This is a genomic window from Ruegeria sp. I1 (assembly GCF_056532675.1).
Genome location: NZ_JBQFNM010000013.1, coordinates 48,984 through 64,398 on the forward strand (window position 1 = coordinate 48,984; position 15,415 = coordinate 64,398).

27 protein-coding genes are annotated in these 15,415 nt (G+C 54.5%); 1 reads left to right on the plus strand and 26 read right to left on the minus strand.

Annotation, left to right across the window (positions count from 1 at the left end; translation table 11 throughout):
• Window positions 1–110: 110 nt before the first annotated feature.
• The 20 genes from ACR0DH_RS19230 to rplB all read right to left on the minus strand — a co-directional run bounded on the left by ACR0DH_RS19230 (window position 111) and on the right by rplB (window position 10,333).
• Window positions 111–881, minus strand: a complete 771-nt coding sequence (locus tag ACR0DH_RS19230; protein WP_480545398.1) for a VOC family protein — start codon at window positions 879–881, stop codon at window positions 111–113.
• A gap of 192 nt (window positions 882–1,073) precedes the next feature.
• Window positions 1,074–1,262, minus strand: coding sequence for a 50S ribosomal protein L30 (gene rpmD / locus ACR0DH_RS19235; protein WP_008757946.1), 189 nt, complete (start codon window positions 1,260–1,262; stop codon window positions 1,074–1,076).
• A 13-nt stretch (window positions 1,263–1,275) separates the two neighbouring features.
• Window positions 1,276–1,854, minus strand: coding sequence for a 30S ribosomal protein S5 (gene rpsE / locus ACR0DH_RS19240; protein WP_480545400.1), 579 nt, complete (start codon window positions 1,852–1,854; stop codon window positions 1,276–1,278).
• Window positions 1,855–1,972: 118 nt separating this feature from the next.
• Entirely contained in the window at window positions 1,973–2,332 is a 360-nt protein-coding gene (gene rplR, locus ACR0DH_RS19245) for a 50S ribosomal protein L18 (protein WP_039523386.1), read from the minus strand.
• An 11-nt stretch (window positions 2,333–2,343) separates the two neighbouring features.
• Window positions 2,344–2,877 carry a 50S ribosomal protein L6 gene (gene rplF / locus ACR0DH_RS19250; protein WP_170356679.1) on the minus strand — a complete coding sequence of 178 codons (534 nt, stop codon included), beginning with the start codon at window positions 2,875–2,877 and terminating at the stop codon, window positions 2,344–2,346.
• An 11-nt stretch (window positions 2,878–2,888) separates the two neighbouring features.
• Window positions 2,889–3,281, minus strand: a complete 393-nt coding sequence (rpsH, locus tag ACR0DH_RS19255) for a 30S ribosomal protein S8 (RefSeq protein ID WP_039523381.1) — start codon at window positions 3,279–3,281, stop codon at window positions 2,889–2,891.
• Window positions 3,282–3,294: 13 nt separating this feature from the next.
• Window positions 3,295–3,600 carry a 30S ribosomal protein S14 gene (gene rpsN / locus ACR0DH_RS19260; RefSeq protein ID WP_010437098.1) on the minus strand — a complete coding sequence of 102 codons (306 nt, stop codon included), beginning with the start codon at window positions 3,598–3,600 and terminating at the stop codon, window positions 3,295–3,297.
• A 19-nt stretch (window positions 3,601–3,619) separates the two neighbouring features.
• Window positions 3,620–4,180, minus strand: coding sequence for a 50S ribosomal protein L5 (gene rplE / locus ACR0DH_RS19265; RefSeq protein ID WP_480501807.1), 561 nt, complete (start codon window positions 4,178–4,180; stop codon window positions 3,620–3,622).
• The gene (gene rplX, locus ACR0DH_RS19270) at window positions 4,173–4,484 is read right to left on the minus strand and encodes a 50S ribosomal protein L24 (protein ID WP_170531626.1); all 312 of its coding nucleotides are present in this window, start codon (window positions 4,482–4,484) and stop codon (window positions 4,173–4,175) included. The genes rplE and rplX overlap by 8 nt, the downstream gene beginning before the upstream one ends.
• Window positions 4,485–4,486: 2 nt before the next feature.
• Complete coding sequence (gene rplN / locus ACR0DH_RS19275) at window positions 4,487–4,855, minus strand: 50S ribosomal protein L14 (RefSeq protein ID WP_039523372.1); 369 nt, start codon at window positions 4,853–4,855, stop codon at window positions 4,487–4,489.
• 75 nt (window positions 4,856–4,930) lie between these two features.
• Window positions 4,931–5,161, minus strand: a complete 231-nt coding sequence (gene rpsQ / locus ACR0DH_RS19280; protein ID WP_008757253.1) for a 30S ribosomal protein S17 — start codon at window positions 5,159–5,161, stop codon at window positions 4,931–4,933.
• A 4-nt stretch (window positions 5,162–5,165) separates the two neighbouring features.
• Complete coding sequence (rpmC, locus tag ACR0DH_RS19285; protein ID WP_037311745.1) at window positions 5,166–5,372, minus strand: 50S ribosomal protein L29; 207 nt, start codon at window positions 5,370–5,372, stop codon at window positions 5,166–5,168.
• Between the two features lie 270 nt (window positions 5,373–5,642).
• Window positions 5,643–6,425: an SDR family NAD(P)-dependent oxidoreductase gene (locus tag ACR0DH_RS19290; protein WP_480551605.1), complete on the minus strand. Its 783-nt coding sequence runs from the start codon at window positions 6,423–6,425 to the stop codon at window positions 5,643–5,645.
• Window positions 6,426–6,500: 75 nt separating this feature from the next.
• The gene (locus ACR0DH_RS19295; protein ID WP_480551607.1) at window positions 6,501–7,121 is read right to left on the minus strand and encodes a 2OG-Fe(II) oxygenase family protein; all 621 of its coding nucleotides are present in this window, start codon (window positions 7,119–7,121) and stop codon (window positions 6,501–6,503) included.
• A 92-nt stretch (window positions 7,122–7,213) separates the two neighbouring features.
• The gene (locus tag ACR0DH_RS19300) at window positions 7,214–7,549 is read right to left on the minus strand and encodes a hypothetical protein (RefSeq protein ID WP_480551609.1); all 336 of its coding nucleotides are present in this window, start codon (window positions 7,547–7,549) and stop codon (window positions 7,214–7,216) included.
• 139 nt (window positions 7,550–7,688) lie between these two features.
• Complete coding sequence (gene rplP, locus ACR0DH_RS19305; RefSeq protein ID WP_058283513.1) at window positions 7,689–8,102, minus strand: 50S ribosomal protein L16; 414 nt, start codon at window positions 8,100–8,102, stop codon at window positions 7,689–7,691.
• A 12-nt stretch (window positions 8,103–8,114) separates the two neighbouring features.
• Window positions 8,115–8,825, minus strand: coding sequence for a 30S ribosomal protein S3 (gene rpsC / locus ACR0DH_RS19310; protein ID WP_008758042.1), 711 nt, complete (start codon window positions 8,823–8,825; stop codon window positions 8,115–8,117).
• Complete coding sequence (rplV, locus tag ACR0DH_RS19315) at window positions 8,825–9,205, minus strand: 50S ribosomal protein L22 (protein ID WP_039538267.1); 381 nt, start codon at window positions 9,203–9,205, stop codon at window positions 8,825–8,827. Before rplV ends, rpsC begins: the two co-directional genes overlap by 1 nt.
• Window positions 9,206–9,208: 3 nt before the next feature.
• Window positions 9,209–9,487 carry a 30S ribosomal protein S19 gene (gene rpsS, locus ACR0DH_RS19320; RefSeq protein WP_005980699.1) on the minus strand — a complete coding sequence of 93 codons (279 nt, stop codon included), beginning with the start codon at window positions 9,485–9,487 and terminating at the stop codon, window positions 9,209–9,211.
• Window positions 9,488–9,490: 3 nt separating this feature from the next.
• The gene (rplB, locus tag ACR0DH_RS19325; protein WP_120633917.1) at window positions 9,491–10,333 is read right to left on the minus strand and encodes a 50S ribosomal protein L2; all 843 of its coding nucleotides are present in this window, start codon (window positions 10,331–10,333) and stop codon (window positions 9,491–9,493) included.
• 355 nt (window positions 10,334–10,688) lie between these two features.
• Between rplB and ACR0DH_RS19330 the strand changes: the two genes are divergently transcribed.
• On the plus strand, window positions 10,689–12,116 hold the full coding sequence (locus ACR0DH_RS19330) for a hypothetical protein (RefSeq protein WP_480551611.1): 1,428 nt from the start codon (window positions 10,689–10,691) through the stop codon (window positions 12,114–12,116).
• A gap of 52 nt (window positions 12,117–12,168) precedes the next feature.
• On the opposite strand, the gene ACR0DH_RS19335 is transcribed toward ACR0DH_RS19330, so the two are convergent.
• The 6 genes from ACR0DH_RS19335 to ACR0DH_RS19360 all read right to left on the minus strand — a co-directional run bounded on the left by ACR0DH_RS19335 (window position 12,169) and on the right by ACR0DH_RS19360 (window position 15,148).
• Window positions 12,169–12,465: a 50S ribosomal protein L23 gene (locus ACR0DH_RS19335; RefSeq protein WP_008757532.1), complete on the minus strand. Its 297-nt coding sequence runs from the start codon at window positions 12,463–12,465 to the stop codon at window positions 12,169–12,171.
• Window positions 12,462–13,079, minus strand: a complete 618-nt coding sequence (rplD, locus tag ACR0DH_RS19340; RefSeq protein ID WP_008756644.1) for a 50S ribosomal protein L4 — start codon at window positions 13,077–13,079, stop codon at window positions 12,462–12,464. The genes ACR0DH_RS19335 and rplD overlap by 4 nt, the downstream gene beginning before the upstream one ends.
• Complete coding sequence (rplC, locus tag ACR0DH_RS19345) at window positions 13,076–13,801, minus strand: 50S ribosomal protein L3 (protein ID WP_008758167.1); 726 nt, start codon at window positions 13,799–13,801, stop codon at window positions 13,076–13,078. Before rplC ends, rplD begins: the two co-directional genes overlap by 4 nt.
• Window positions 13,802–13,819: 18 nt before the next feature.
• The gene (gene rpsJ, locus ACR0DH_RS19350) at window positions 13,820–14,134 is read right to left on the minus strand and encodes a 30S ribosomal protein S10 (RefSeq protein ID WP_008756422.1); all 315 of its coding nucleotides are present in this window, start codon (window positions 14,132–14,134) and stop codon (window positions 13,820–13,822) included.
• Between the two features lie 175 nt (window positions 14,135–14,309).
• A complete protein-coding gene (locus ACR0DH_RS19355) occupies window positions 14,310–14,885 on the minus strand; it encodes a hypothetical protein (protein ID WP_480852845.1) in 576 nt (191 codons plus the stop codon).
• Between the two features lie 68 nt (window positions 14,886–14,953).
• Window positions 14,954–15,148 carry a hypothetical protein gene (locus ACR0DH_RS19360; protein WP_480551894.1) on the minus strand — a complete coding sequence of 65 codons (195 nt, stop codon included), beginning with the start codon at window positions 15,146–15,148 and terminating at the stop codon, window positions 14,954–14,956.
• Between the last annotated feature and the right edge of the window lie 267 nt (window positions 15,149–15,415).

Genomic DNA, 15,415 nt, shown 5'->3' on the forward strand with positions numbered 1-15,415 from the left:
TAACTTTCGCTGGTTGGCTTGTTCCTAGCCTGGTTGCTATTCGTTTTGGCACGTAACTTGCAGCTGACCTGCTGATCAGCTCGATGGCCATCTGCGTTTTTTGAAGGCCGCTAGCCTGTTGCTAGAATTGGGCCCACCTGCTGAAGTGCAAAGTAAAGTCCCGTCGGGTCATGAAACACACGCGGCACCTGCTGAGCACTTTGCCGTGATCGAACACGCGTTTCAGACGCTCCAAGCGTCAAAGCATCACGAACCGCCTTCTCGATTGCGACCACTTTGATCACAGGCAGCCAGGCGCATCTTTCGCGCATCTCAATATCTGGCAAAGTAACCACAAGAAATTGCGAAAGCCACCGGCTTGGCGCGGCCCTCTCACTGCCATCCGTATTCGAATATGTGCTATTAAAAAGCGCCTGGTAGAATTCAACTGGAAACTCTGAGCCTCCGCCTGAATAAACCTCTGCTGCAAACTGCTGCGTAGGTATTGGGTATTCGTGTTGTGAAACGGAGATGCCAAATCTGGCGCCCCTGGGGTCCGCCAATAGGCAGTTTCGCCCAACCCCAGGCACATCAAAGGGTCGCCGAATTATACGTGCGCCCAGCTTCTCAGCACGCCCTGAATACTCATCAACATCGGGAACCTCGAAATAGGGAAGCCATCCGGCATCAAAGCCCGTTGGAGTTTCGGTCAATCCGCTTCCGGCTTCCCCGTTTAGAAGAGCAAGAGTAAATTCCCCTTTCCCTTGGCCCCAGACGTATTCATCTGTGCTTTCCTTGATGAAATCCCACGACGCTACACTGCCATAGAACGTCTCAGAAGCGCTCAGATCAGGCGTGAAGAGGTCATGCCATACGATCTGACCGGTGCTATCCGCATTCATTTCAAAAAACCTCCTGCGTCACACGCGCTGGGTAGTCCAACGCTATCCAAATGGTCGTTGATACAAATCAATCAGAACATGGCACCTCGGAGGCCCGGGCTAGAAGAAGAGTTCCTCAACAAGCTAGAGTGCGAACAAAAAAACGCCCCCGACAATGTCGAGGGCGTTTCAAATTCTTCAATGAGCTCGCGCTTAGCCGCGCTCTTCGATGATCTCAACCAGATGCGGGATCTTGTTGACCATGCCGCGGACGGAAGGGGTATCTTCCAGCTCACGGGTCTTGTGCATTTTGTTCAGGCCCAGACCGATCAGGGTTGCGCGCTGTTCGGCGGGGCGGCGGATCGGGGAACCGATTTGCTTGACGACGATGGTTTTTGCCATTGCTCGCTACTCCTTACGCTTCGGCTTCAGCAGGCGCTTCGGCCGCAGGGGCTTCGTCCCGCTTGGGCAGGATGTCGGCAACTTTCTTACCACGACGCTGTGCAACCGAACGCGGGCTCTGCTCTTTCTGCAGGCCGTTGATGGTGGCGCGGATCATGTTGTACGGGTTCTGCGAGCCGATCGACTTGGACACAACGTCCTTTACGCCCAGCATTTCGAACACGGCACGCATCGGACCACCGGCGATGATACCAGTACCTTCAGGTGCGGTGCGCATAACCACTTTACCAGCGCCGTGACGGCCCTCGATGTCGTGGTGCAGGGTACGACCTTCGCGCAGTTGCACGCGGATCATCTGACGCTTGGCTTGCTCAGTCGCCTTACGGATGGCTTCAGGTACTTCTTTCGCTTTACCCTTACCAAAGCCGACGCGGCCTTTCTGATCGCCGACAACCACCAGAGCGGCGAAGCCAAAGCGCTTACCACCTTTTACGGTTTTCGACACGCGGTTGATTGCGACCAGACGATCTGCAAATTCCGGTGCTTCCTCACGGTCGCGGCCACGGCCCCGACGGTTTTCACGTTCTGCCATTTGGCATCCCTTTTCTCAATGTGGCGCTTGCGACGCCGTTTTATTCAATCCAAGTGAGCCCCGACTGCTGCCGAGGCCCCCGGATCATCGGGGTGGCCGTGAAGCCACCCGCAAGGTCTTAGATCTTCAGACCGCCTTCACGCGCGGCGTCGGCAACTGCCTTCACCTTGCCGTGGAACAGGAAGCCACCACGATCGAAATAGGCCTCTTCGACGCCTGCCTTCTTGGCACGCTCGGCGATGGCCGCGCCCACTTTGGTGGCCGCTTCGACGTTGTTCTTGCCAACAACACCCAGATCTTTTTCCAGGGTCGAGGCCGATGCCAGGGTCACACCACGAACGTCGTCGATCAGCTGAACGCTGATGTTCTTGTTCGAACGGTGAACCGACAGGCGTACACGGCCCGCGTTGACTTTGCGAAGTTTGTTCCGAACGCGCAGGCGGCGCTTCAGAAACAGGGTTCTTTTGCTGTTTGCCATTATTTGCGTCCTTACTTCTTCTTGCCTTCCTTGCGGAAGATGAACTCGCCCTTATAGCGGATGCCCTTGCCTTTGTACGGCTCGGGACGGCGCCATTCGCGGATTTTGGCCGCGACTTCGCCCACCTGCTGCTGGTCGATACCTTCCACAACGATCTCGGTCTGCTTCGGTGCGGTGATGGTGACACCTTCCGGAGCAGTGAAATCAACATCGTGGCTGTAACCCAGGTTCAGCTTCAGGGTGTTGCCCTGCATCTGCGCCCGGTAACCAACACCCTGGATCTCCAGCTCTTTTTTGAAGCCTTGGGTCACACCGGTTACCAGGTTGGCAACCATGGTGCGGCTCATGCCCCACTGCTGGCGCGCGCGCTTGGACATCCCACGAGGGTTGATCTGCACAACGTTGTCTTCGACCGACAGCGTTACGTCATCAGTCGCGGTGAAGCTCCGGGTGCCTTTCGGACCTTTGACTTCGATGGTCTGACCCGACACAGAGGCGGAAACGCCGCTGGGCAGCTCGACCGGTTTTTTACCAATACGAGACATTGCAGACCTCCTTAGAAGACGGTGCAGAGCACTTCGCCGCCAACATTGTTGGAGCGTGCGTTCTGGTCCGACATCACACCTTTCGGAGTGCTGACAATCGACACGCCCAGACCCTGACGGACCTGCGGGATGTCATTGACGCCCATGTACACGCGACGACCGGGTTTCGAGACCCGCTTCAGTTCGCGAATAACAGGGGTGCCTTCGTAGTATTTCAGGCTGATTTCGATGGCCGGATGACCGTTTTCACCGGTCGTCTTTTCATAGCCACGGATGTAGCCTTCGTCCGCCAGCACGTCCAGAACCCAACCGCGCAGCTTGGACGCCGGGGTGGAAACGGTGGACTTGCCGCGCATTTGCGCGTTGCGGATACGGGTGAGCATATCGCCGATAGGATCATTCATATCTATGTCTCCCTTACCAGCTCGATTTCACCATGCCGGGGATCTGACCAGCAGAACCCAGCTCGCGCAGCGCGATACGGCTGACCTTCAGCTTACGGTAGTAAGCGTGGGGACGACCGGTCAGCTGACAACGGTTGTGAAGACGGGTAGCCGAGCTGTTGCGCGGCAGTTTCGCCAGTTTCAGACGCGCTTTGAAACGCTCTTCCATCGGCTTGCTCTCGTCATTCGCGATTTCTTTCAGCTCGGCACGCTTTGCGGCATATTTGGCCACCAGGCGTTCGCGCTTCTTCTCGCGTTCGATCATTGCTTTTTTAGCCATGTCTCAATCCTCCCGGCGCTTATGCGTTGAACGGCATGTTGAACGCTTTCAACAATGCCTTAGCTTCAGCGTCGGTTTTCGCTGTGGTGGCAATTACGATATCCAGGCCCCAGACCTCGTCGACCTTGTCGAAGTCGATTTCCGGGAACACGATGTGCTCTTTCATGCCCATGGCAAAGTTGCCCTGACCATCAAAAGACGGTTTCACACCGCGGAAGTCACGAATACGCGGCATCGCGATCGTGATCAGACGATCCAGGAATTCGTACATCCGGTCACCGCGCAGGGTTACTTTCGCACCCAGCGGCATGTCCTCACGAACACGGAAACCCGCGATCGACTTCTTTGCCTTGGTTGCAACGGCCTGCTGACCGGCAATCGCAGTCAGATCCTCGACAGCAGCTTTCGCTTTCTTCGAGTCTTTGACCGCCTCAGCACCACAACCGATGTTCAGAACGATTTTTTCCAGCTTGGGCAGCTGCATGTCGTTCTTGTAGCCGAACTCTTCTTTCAGAGCGGCACGGATGGTTTCAGCGTACTGAGCCTTCAGACGCGGGGTATAGGTTGCGTTATCAAGCATCGATCACGTCCCCTGTGGTCTTGGCGAAGCGCACCTTCTTGTCGCCTTCCATGCGGAAGCCAACGCGGGTTGCTTTGCCGTTTTTGTCCAGCAGTGCCAGGTTCGATAGCTGGATCGGGTTTGCCTGAGGCAGACGACCACCTTGCGAAGCTTGCGACTGACGGGTGTGACGGATGGCAATGTTGATGCCTTCGACAACAGCTTTGCCGGCTTTCGGGTCAACCGAGGAAATGGTTCCCTCTTTGCCCTTGTCCTTACCGGCCAGCACGACGACCTTGTCGCCTTTGCGGAGTTTAGCAGCCATGATTACAGCACCTCCGGCGCCAGCGAGATGATTTTCATGAAGTTCTTGCCGCGCAGTTCACGCACAACGGGGCCAAAGATACGGGTACCGATCGGCTCGTTGTTGTTGTTCAGGATGACGGCGGCGTTCCGATCAAAACGGATCGCGGTGCCGTCTTCGCGACGGACTTCCTTGGCGGTGCGTACGACGACGGCCTTACGGACGTCACCTTTCTTCACGCGGCCGCGCGGGATGGCTTCCTTCACCGAGACGACAATGATGTCGCCGACGGAGGCGTATTTACGCTTGGAACCACCCAGGACCTTGATGCACTGAACTCGGCGTGCGCCGGAGTTGTCAGCGACATCCAGATTGGTCTGCATCTGGATCATGTGGTTTCTCCCGACCTGTGGGGGCTGGTCTAGTTAAATCCCCCAGGGTTTCGACAAATGGAAAATCCTGGGGGCTTACGCCTCCAGAACCTCCCAACGTTTCGTCTTCGATTTCGGCGCGCATTCGATGATGCGGACTGTGTCGCCGACCTTGAAGGCGTTCTTTTCATCGTGAGCCCGGTATTTCTTGGACTTACGGATGGTTTTCTTCAGAACCGGATGCGTAAAGCGGCGCTCGACGGATACGGTTACGGTCTGTTCGTTGGCGTCGCTGGTTACGGTGCCGGACAGGATACGCTTGGGCATCTGATTACTCCTCGGATGCCGCAGCAGCGGCCTTTTCGTTCAGAATGGTTTTGACACGGGCAGCGTTGCGGCGGGCCGCTTTGATGCCGGCTGTGCTTTCCAGCTGACCGGTGGCCTGTTGAAAGCGCAGGTTAAAGCTTTCTTTCTTCAGGTTGGCCAGTTCCTCGCGGAGCTGGTCCGGGGTCTTGTCACGCAGTTCTTGGGCGTTCATCGCCTTTTTCCTTTGCTCAAAACACCAGAAGGCCCCGTACACGGGTCACCTTTGACCTGGTGGATGAATGATAGACATACGAATCGCCCGACAACGCCGGGAGATCGTAGGATGCCGCCGTATAAGGGTTTGGGGGATGGGTGGCAAGGGAAAGTTTGGCACTGTCTTTGCAAGCGGCTTCCGACAAATTTTGGCAATAGCCGAAAGCAGCACCGCGAATTAGCTCCGCTCGGGCAATCCAGTTTGATTCAAACCAGAACGACCTTCTGTTCAGGTCCCTTTCTCCTGCATCTTCCGAACCATCTTCAGACGAGTCCTGCGTGGCAGGAATGGAATGATCCAGCCCGTCATAAATGCGAGAGTCCTGTCATTTATCACGGCCAGCTTTCCATCAATCATGGCGTCATAGCCAAACTTGGCGACAGCTTCAGCAGTTGCCCCTTTCTGGGATACGAGTTTAGTACCCTCAAGATCAGCTGAAGCGGCGAACTCAGTTGCCACATAGCCGGGTTCCAGGGCTGTAACGGAGACACCTTTGTCTTTCAGTTCATCGGCCAAAGCCTGACTGAAACTAGAAACATAGGCCTTCGTGGCAAAATAAGTGGCTTGCAGCGGACCCGGCACATACGCCGCGGTCGAACTGACATTTAGTATCTTGCCGCCGCCACTGCTAACCATATCCCTGCCAAACAAGTGACACAGGGAGACAAGCGCTTCAACGTTCAGGCGGATCATGCTCAGGTCCTCTGAAAGATCACGATTAAGAAAGGCACCGTGCCCGCCAAACCCGGCATTGTTGATAAGATAATCAACCTTCAGACCCTCGGCGTTGACAACCTCATATAGTTTTTCTGCCCCACTTTGTGCGCCCAGATCGAGCGCAATTGCAGTGACAGTAATACTGTAGGCAGCTTCAAGCTCTACCTTCAAAGCGTCTAACACGTCGGCACGCCGCGCAGTGATAATGACATTTCCGCCTTGCGACGCGTGATATCGGGCTATTTCACGACCAATTCCCGAAGATGCGCCGGTGACGAGTGCGGTTTTCGGCATGGTGTTCTCCGATCAATTCAGATTGAAATGATAATACTCCAGAACCGCGCGGTTTTCTTCAGGAGATTTACAAGCTCACTCCCACTTGTAGTTAAAACTCACTGAAATACGCTCTTCTTCCGCCATGTTCATCGGCACCTCATGGCGCAGCCAGCTTTCCCATAGAAGCACATCTCCAACTTTCGGCTTCATATAGATGAACGGCTGCAAATCGCGCCGCCCGCCCTTCATCCGCGTTGGTGCAGCCATCATGCGGCCTGAGCGGGGGTCTTCCAGTTTTAATGCACTCGCACCTTCGGGCATGGCCACATAAGTCGTGCCCGAGATCACGCTGTGCGGGTGTAAGTGGCTGGAATGCATGCCGCCCTCCGGCAGGATGTTGATCCACAGGTCTTCCAGCTTCAACTCGCCCTCGCCCAGATCGAACTCCAGGTCCTTTGCAAAGGCGGCCACGTGCTGATCCAGGGCCTTGACCAGATCGGCGAAGATCGGAAACCGCCAGGGCAGATCGGTCAGCGAGGCATAGCTGGTATAACCGGGATAGCCGTTCTCCTCACACCATTCCTGCCCGGCCTCATCATCCTCGGCGATGACAAGACAAGAGCTTTCCAACTCACCCGCGTCGATCTTGGGGTCGAATTCGGACAAAGAGGCACGATACAGGCGGGTGACGAAGAGCGATTCAATCTGTGGCATGAGCGCGTTCTTATCCAAATCGATCACTAACTGCGAGAGACAAAATCCAGACGTTTCTTTGGCTGCGAGACCCCATCGCCACCCATATTCAGTCACTTGGACAATCTGACCTTTAGCTCCCACAGGAGGAGCAGAACAAGGATGGGCGGCGCCCAGAAAAGATAAGCCACCATGTTAATAACGTTCATGTGGCTGAATATCTCTGCAATGGTTTGCGGAAGGACACTACAACGGTAGTATAGAAACTTGTCTGTTTTACAGTCGGCCGCAAACAGCCAGCTCAGGTTCAACGCTAAGCCAAAATAGATACCGCCATAGCGCAAAAACAGTTTCAGGACTTTACTATGAACAAAGAAGCTCAAGGTGATTGCAGCTAGGGTTACCACGCCCAAAATTACCGTTTCCGCCAGAACTGTGCCTAGTGACATATGCGGTGAAGCCTCGACCGAGAAACTATTTTTTGACTATGTCTTAGGTAGTTATCAACTGAGTGGTCTTCAAACGGAGAACCCCCGCCGGTATCCCGACGGGGGTCAATCTTGTCACGAACGGGGATACCCCAATCGCTTACCAGTCTTCGCGAACCACGACGCGAGTCTTGATCGGCAGCTTCATCGCGGCCAGGCGCAGGGCCTCGCGGGCGATGTCGTCATTGACGCCGTCGATCTCGAACATCACGCGGCCAGGCTTGACTTTGCAGGCCCAGCGGTCGACCGAACCTTTACCTTTACCCATGCGAACTTCGATCGGCTTAGCCGTGACCGGAGTGTCGGGGAAGATGCGGATCCAGACGCGGCCCTGACGCTTCATGTGACGCGTCATGGCACGACGTGCAGCTTCGATCTGGCGTGCGGTTACACGCTCAGGCTCAAGAGCTTTCAGGCCGTAAGTGCCAAAGTTCAGATCAGAGCCGCCTTTGGCGAGACCCTTGATCCGGCCTTTGTGCATCTTGCGGAATTTAGTACGCTTTGGTTGAAGCATATCTTTCCCTCCTTAGCGACGACCGCCACCAGCACCACGAGGTGCAGGGCCGTCCTGGAGTTCCTGTGCTTTACGGTCACGTGCCTGTGGATCATGCTCCATGATCTCACCTTTGAAGATCCAGACCTTGATCCCGATGATCCCGTAAGGGGTCATCGCTTCGGCATGTGCGTAATCGATGTCGGCGCGCAGGGTGTGCAGAGGCACGCGGCCTTCGCGGTACCACTCGGTCCGTGCGATTTCAGCGCCGCCCAGACGACCAGCGACGTTCACCCGAATACCCAGGGCGCCCATGCGCATGGCGTTCTGAACCGAGCGCTTCATTGCGCGACGGAACGAAACACGACGTTCCAGCTGCTGAGCGATGGACTCGGCAACCAGCTGCGCGTCAAGCTCGGGCTTGCGCACTTCGACGATGTTTAGGTGCAGTTCGCTGTCGGTCATACGAGCAAGCTTTTTGCGCAGAACTTCGATGTCTGCACCTTTCTTGCCGATGATGACACCGGGACGAGCTGTGTGGATCGTAACGCGGCACTTTTTGTGCGGACGTTCGATGATCACACGGGCAACACCGGCCTGCTTGCACTCTTTGTTGATGAACTCACGGATCTTGAGGTCTTCCAGCAGAAGATCACCGTAGTCCTTGGTGTCGGCGTACCAGCGGCTGTCCCAGGTGCGGTTGACCTGCAGGCGCATGCCGATCGGATTTACTTTATGACCCATTAGGCTTGCTCCTCAACTTGACGCACCTTGATGGTGATCTCCGAGAACGGCTTCATGATCTTGCCGAAACGGCCACGGGCACGCGGGCGACCGCGTTTCATGACCAGGTTCTTGCCAACCCATGCTTCGGCGACGATCAGCTCGTCAACGTCCAGGTTGTGGTTGTTTTCGGCATTCGCGATTGCGGACTGCAGGCACTTCTTGACGTCCTGCGCGACACGCTTGTTGCTGAAAGTCAGGTCGGTCAGAGCCTTCTCAACTTTCTTGCCGCGGATCATTTGCGCAACCAGATTCAGTTTTTGCGGGCTGGTGCGAAGCATGCGGGTTTTCGCCATTGCTTCGTTTTCAGCCACGCGGCGGGGGTTCTTTTCCTTGCCCATGACTTACTTCCGCTTCGCTTTTTTGTCTGCGGCGTGGCCATAATAGGTACGGGTCGGCGAGTACTCACCGAACTTCTGACCAATCATGTCTTCCGAGACGTTGACGGGAATGTGCTTCTGGCCGTTGTACACACCAAATGTCAGACCCACGAACTGGGGCAGAATGGTGGAACGACGCGACCAGATTTTGATGACTTCGTTGCGGCCCGACTCGCGCGCTGCTTCGGCTTTTTTCAGCACGTAAGCATCGACGAAAGGACCCTTCCAAACAGAGCGAGACATAGATTAACGTCCCTTCTTCTTGGCGTGCCGCGAGCGGATGATCAGCTTCTGGGACGCTTTGTTCTTGTTGCGGGTACGCTTACCCTTGGTGTCCTTACCCCACGGTGTAACCGGTGTACGGCCACCCGAGGTACGACCTTCACCACCACCATGCGGGTGATCGATCGGGTTCATTGCAACACCACGAACCGACGGACGCACGCCCTTGTGGCGCATACGACCGGCTTTACCGAGGTTTTGGTTCGAGTTGTCGGGGTTGGACACGGCACCGATGGTGGCCATGCATTCCTGACGAACCATGCGCAGCTCACCCGAGCTCAGACGGATCTGAGCGTAGCCGCCATCGCGACCAACGAACTGAGCGTAAGTACCGGCCGCACGTGCGATCTGACCGCCTTTGCCAGGCTTCATCTCGATGTTGTGGACGATGGTACCAATGGGCATGCCCGAGAACGGCATTGCGTTGCCCGGCTTGATGTCTGCCTTGGCGGATGCCACGACTTTGTCACCAACAGCCAGACGCTGCGGAGCCAGGATATATGCCTGCTCGCCGTCTTCGTATTTTACCAGTGCGATGAATGCGGTCCGGTTCGGGTCATATTCGATCCGCTCGACGGTTGCCGCGACATCAAATTTGTTCCGTTTGAAGTCAACGATCCGGTAGAGACGCTTTGCGCCACCGCCGCGGCGGCGTGAAGTGATCCGTCCGGTGTTGTTCCGGCCGCCCGATTTGGTCAAACCCTCAGTGAGAGACTTGACCGGACGTCCTTTCCAAAGCTCCGAACGGTCGATCAGCACCAGCCCGCGCTGGCCCGGCGTCGTCGGCTTGTACGACTTGAGTGCCATGCTTTCTGTCTTCCGTTTAGCAAGTGCGGGGATTTCCCCGCTATGTGATAGGCCCCCGTAGGTGCCAAGGGTATAGGGCCCCGAAGGTCCCCGGTTACAAATATCAGAGGCCCCGGAACGAATCCGAGGCCGCAAGATTGGGAGCGTGTAACAGGGTTGGAGGTGGGTGTCTATAGCGCTCTAGGTGCTTTACACCAAATTTAAGTACCAACAGGCATCTCAAGACATACTTCAAAATTAGCGGCCAACCTGACTGACGAGATTTGAAGGCAAGCTAAAGGTGTCACAAAGACACCTATTGCAATCCAAAAATGAGTAGATAGCTTTCGGCACAACCAAGTTGAAAGGAACATTTGTGCCAAAATTCTCTGAGTATTTCAAAATTAATGCTCCACAATCTCAACTAGATTTTGTCGATATCAGTACAGACTTTGACACACCCGTTTACGTAGACCCCTACGCCATTGAAATTAGAAACGATGTTTGGTCTGCGGAAGCTTCGAATCTCATTAGAGCGTTCTTTGTTGAAGTTTTGGATGCGCTTAGAGCAGGAGACGACCTCAGGGCACGGAACTTGATGTCTCACCTGCATGAGCCCTACGAAACCTACCTTGGAGTCTCCTCAGCCAAACCGCAAGGCAAAGGAGTAGGGCAAAAACAGTCACGCCAGCTAATCGCAGCTATCAAAAACAGCGCTGCCTTTCAATCGGGTCTACTATCCGATCTTTCAGAAATGGCCTTGTTCGTTGAGCATGTGGATCGTGACAAGATTTCTGACCTGACCACCAACGTCATTAGAGAGCGCTTAGTGCAATACACCCAAGAGCAGTGCGCACTATATAACATTCCTACAAATCAGTATAATGGGCCTCCACTTTGGGATGCCAACCTCCGCAATTGGCGAAGCCAGTACGTAGACCTTCCATTCATAGAAGACGCACCAGTGCTCCTGATCCCAAAGTATATAGTTAGAAAACGGCTGTCGCTTGATAGCCAAGAGTTTTACAATAAACATATTACCGATTTTTTGGTCTCGGAGCACATTCAAGCCAACAGTAGTTTGGTATCACTTTTGAAGGGCAAGCCTAAGGTCTACAAAAAAGACGTACGGGAAAAGCATCCTAAGTCTAAGAAGCTAATAACTGACTTGGTTGCCCAAAATCCTTGTTTGCTGGACCTGTACAAACGCTTAGCAAGCAGTGAAGCCCGAATTATGGTCAACACAAGTGACACCGATCAGTCTGTTTCTCAATCCTGCATAGATCTGATAGCCGAGCTCGAAAAAATTCCAGCCGGAATGAAAGGTGCAGACGCTTACCACATCTGGGCCATGCACGCGTTAACTGTTTGTTTTTACCCAGACCTCATTCAACCTCACAAGGAATGGGAAATAAACCAAGGTCGAAAACGTATCGATATTGTATTCACCAACGCTGCAAACAACGGTTTTTTTGCTCATCGAAGGGATGCAAACAATACCGCCGCTACCATGGTTGTTGTCGAGTGCAAGAATTATACAAAAGACATTGCCAACCCAGAGGTCGACCAATTGTTGGGACGCTTCGACAATAACAGAGGCCGTTTCGGAATTATCACTTGCCGCGAAGTGCAAGACAGAGACCGTCTTTTAGAACGTCAGCGGGATTTAGCAAAAGGCGGCCAAGCTTACATCTTGGTTCTAACAGATGATGATTTCAGAAAGCTACTAGAAGCAAAGTCTAAGCTTGAAGAAGAGGCTCTAGGTGAAATTCTTCACCAGAAATTTCGAGAGATAATATCGTAAAAAAACCCCCGCTTGCGCGGGGGCCTTTATCTCTCTCCAAAGACGGGTTCGGTCAGAGACCGGTGCTCACGTCGATGGTGTTACCCTCTTCCAGGGTCACATATGCTTTTTTGACGTCTTTCCGACGGCCCAGCTGGCCGCGGAACCGCTTGACCTTGCCTTTGGTCACGGTGGTGTTCACCGCCTTGACCTTCACGCCAAACAGCGCCTCAACGGCCTCTTTGATCTGCGGCTTGTTGCTGTCGATCGCCACTTCAAAGACAACCGCGCCGTTTTCGGACGCCATGGTCGACTTTTCGGTGATGATCGGCTTGCGGATCACGTCGTAGTGTTCTGCCTTCGCGCTCATTTCAGACGAGCCTCCAGTGCTTCGACAGCCGCTTTGGTGAGCACCAGGGTGTCACGCTTGAGGATGTCATAGACGTTTGCGCCCATCGACGGCAGGATATCCAGGCCTTCGATGTTCTTGGACGCTTTCAGGAACCCTTCGTTCACGGTCGCGCCGTCGATGACCAGAGCGCGTTTCCAGCCCAGGTTTGCAACCTGTTTGGCCAGAGCGGCGGTCTTGCCTTCGGCTTCGGCGTTCTCGATTACGACCAGTTCACCTGCCTTGGCTTTTGCCGACAGAGCGTGGCGCAGGCCAAGCTTGCGGAACTTTTTCGGCAGGTCGTGGCCGTGCGAACGCACGACGGGGCCTTTGTAGATACCACCACCACGGAAGATCGGCGCGTTACGGTCACCATGGCGTGCGCCACCGGTGCCCTTCTGGCGATAGATCTTCTTGGTCGAGTAGCTGGTTTCCGAGCGGGTCTTTACCTTGTGAGTGCCGGCCTGCGCGTTGTTGCGCTGCCAACGGACCACACGGTGCAGGATGTCCGCGCGCGGCTCGAGGCCGAACAGATCGGCGTTCAGCTCGATGTCGCCGGCTTTGCCGCCGTCCAGTTTGATTACATCAAGTTTCATGCTTCACCACCTTCCGCGGGCGCTTCTTCCGCAGGTGCTTCGGTTGCAGCCGATTTCACAGCAGCCGGGAAAGGCAGGCCTTCCGGTGCTTTCTTCTTCACGGCGTCCTTGACGGTGACCCAGCCCGATTTCGGTCCGGGAACGGCGCCTTTGATGAAGACCAGGTTCCGGTCGGCGTCGGTTTTGACAACTTCCAGGTTCTGGGTGGTAACACGGGCAGCACCCATGTGACCGGCCATCTTCTTGCCTTTGAAAACCTTGCCCGGGTCCTGACACTGACCGGTCGAACCGTGCGAACGGTGGCTGATCGACACACCGTGCGAGGCGCGCAGACCACCAAAGTTCCAGCGCTTCATCGCACCGGCAAAGCCTTTGCCGATCGAGGTGCCCGAAACGTCAACCTTCTGACCTTCCAGGAAGTGTTCTGCCGAAATCTCGGCGCCCACATCAATCAGGCCATCTTCGGAGACGCGGAACTCGGCCAGCTTACGCTTGGGCTCAACCTTCGCAGCGGCATAGTGACCGCGCATGGCTTTCGAGGTGCGTTTTGCCTTGGCAGCACCGGCGCCCAGCTGAACGGCTGTGTAGCCGTCTTTGTCAGCGGTACGCTGTGCAACAACCTGCAGGTTGTCCAGGTGAAGAACGGTTACAGGGATCTGTTTGCCGTCTTCCATGAACAGGCGGGTCATGCCAACTTTTTTTGCGATAATACCAGAGCGCATAATCTATACCCTCCGATCTTACGACTGCAGCTTGATCTCGACGTCCACACCAGCTGCGAGGTCGAGCTTCATCAGCGCGTCAACGGTCTGGGGGGTCGGATCAACGATGTCCAAGAGACGCTTGTGCGTGCGGATCTCGAACTGGTCGCGGGATTTCTTGTCAACGTGAGGGCCACGGAGAACCGTGAACTTCTCAATCTTGTTCGGCAGCGGGATCGGGCCGCGCACGTTCGCGCCGGTCCGCTTGGCAGTGTTGACGATCTCTTGCGTGCTGGCATCCAGAACGCGATAGTCAAATGCCTTCAGCCGAATACGGATGTTTTGGCTTTGCATATTAACAGCCTTTTATCAGGCGTTGAGGTTGAGAGGAGGACAGACGCGCATCGCCAACCCTCTTCGAACCCAAAAGGCGGGAATCACCCCGCCTTGACGTTCTTATCGAGAACTCGCGCGTATTAGTGGGGTTGGTGGGGTTTGGCAAGGGGGAAATGGAACGCTCACCTGCTTATCAGAGCATAGCAGCGGCCTCATCCGGCGAACATATCTTCAAGTGCTCAAATCCGAGCTTTCCTGAGAGCTTTTTTTCGAAGTTCTTGTCGCTAGTAACGAATATATCTCGCTTGTGATGTTCATGCGCCCAGATCATTTGCCTATCACACCAAGCGTTGCGCCATTTCTTACGATACTTGTTCAACTTATCATCAGAACATGGAGACAATCTTGCAATGTACTCCGACGACTTGAAATCGATATTTGCAAACAGTTCATTGTGAAACTGTCGTTCCCTTTCAAGCATATCTGCACCTGCAATCAGCGCGTGATCAAAATAGCTAATGTCAGAGTACGCCATGCCCAAGATATGCGGTATATCGTTGAAGCCTAATCGAGCCAGTCTCTCCTCAAACTCTCTATATGAATTCAAGTAGTAATCGCCCTCTTGTTTTTCCGAGGCACTAACGGCGACAAATGCAGCTTCACAACGCCGTTTTCTATGGGCAGTAACTATTGCCAATATTGAAATACTACCGGCTCGGCTCAATTCCACGTCGATCAAACAGTTTGTATCAAACGTAAATTTCAGCATCTTGTAACTCTAAAACCCAACAATCGGTACAAATCCAAAATCGATCCACCAGTAACGTGACAGAACATCTAAGGATTTTCTCGGACAGAAACGAAAAGCCAAAGTAATATAATTGCTCCAAACGGGTTGATAAACAGAGCTGCCAATTGCCAAAGCAGTCGATCTTGTCCCCGCCGTTCTGCCATATCACCCACCAGCGCAAACAATTGCCAGATCAGCCAAAGTACCAAAGCTAGGAACAGGAGCGCGAATATTGCTTCCATCGTAGGCCTTCTCTCCCCTGCACATCGATGTTTGTGACATCCGCAATGTCATCATGCAAGTAATCCGATCACGGGATCTAACTTCAGATCAGTTGACGCTTGCGAGAGTTCTTTCCGACTTGTCAGCGCAAAGAAACCCCATCTCAGGCCGAGAAACAGAAAAGGCCGCCCCTGTTTGGGACGGCCTTCTTTTGTTCAACCGAGTGGGCTCTCATTGCTCTTTCAGAGCAACTGCCGCCCACCAGTCGGCAGAGCCGACTTAATCAG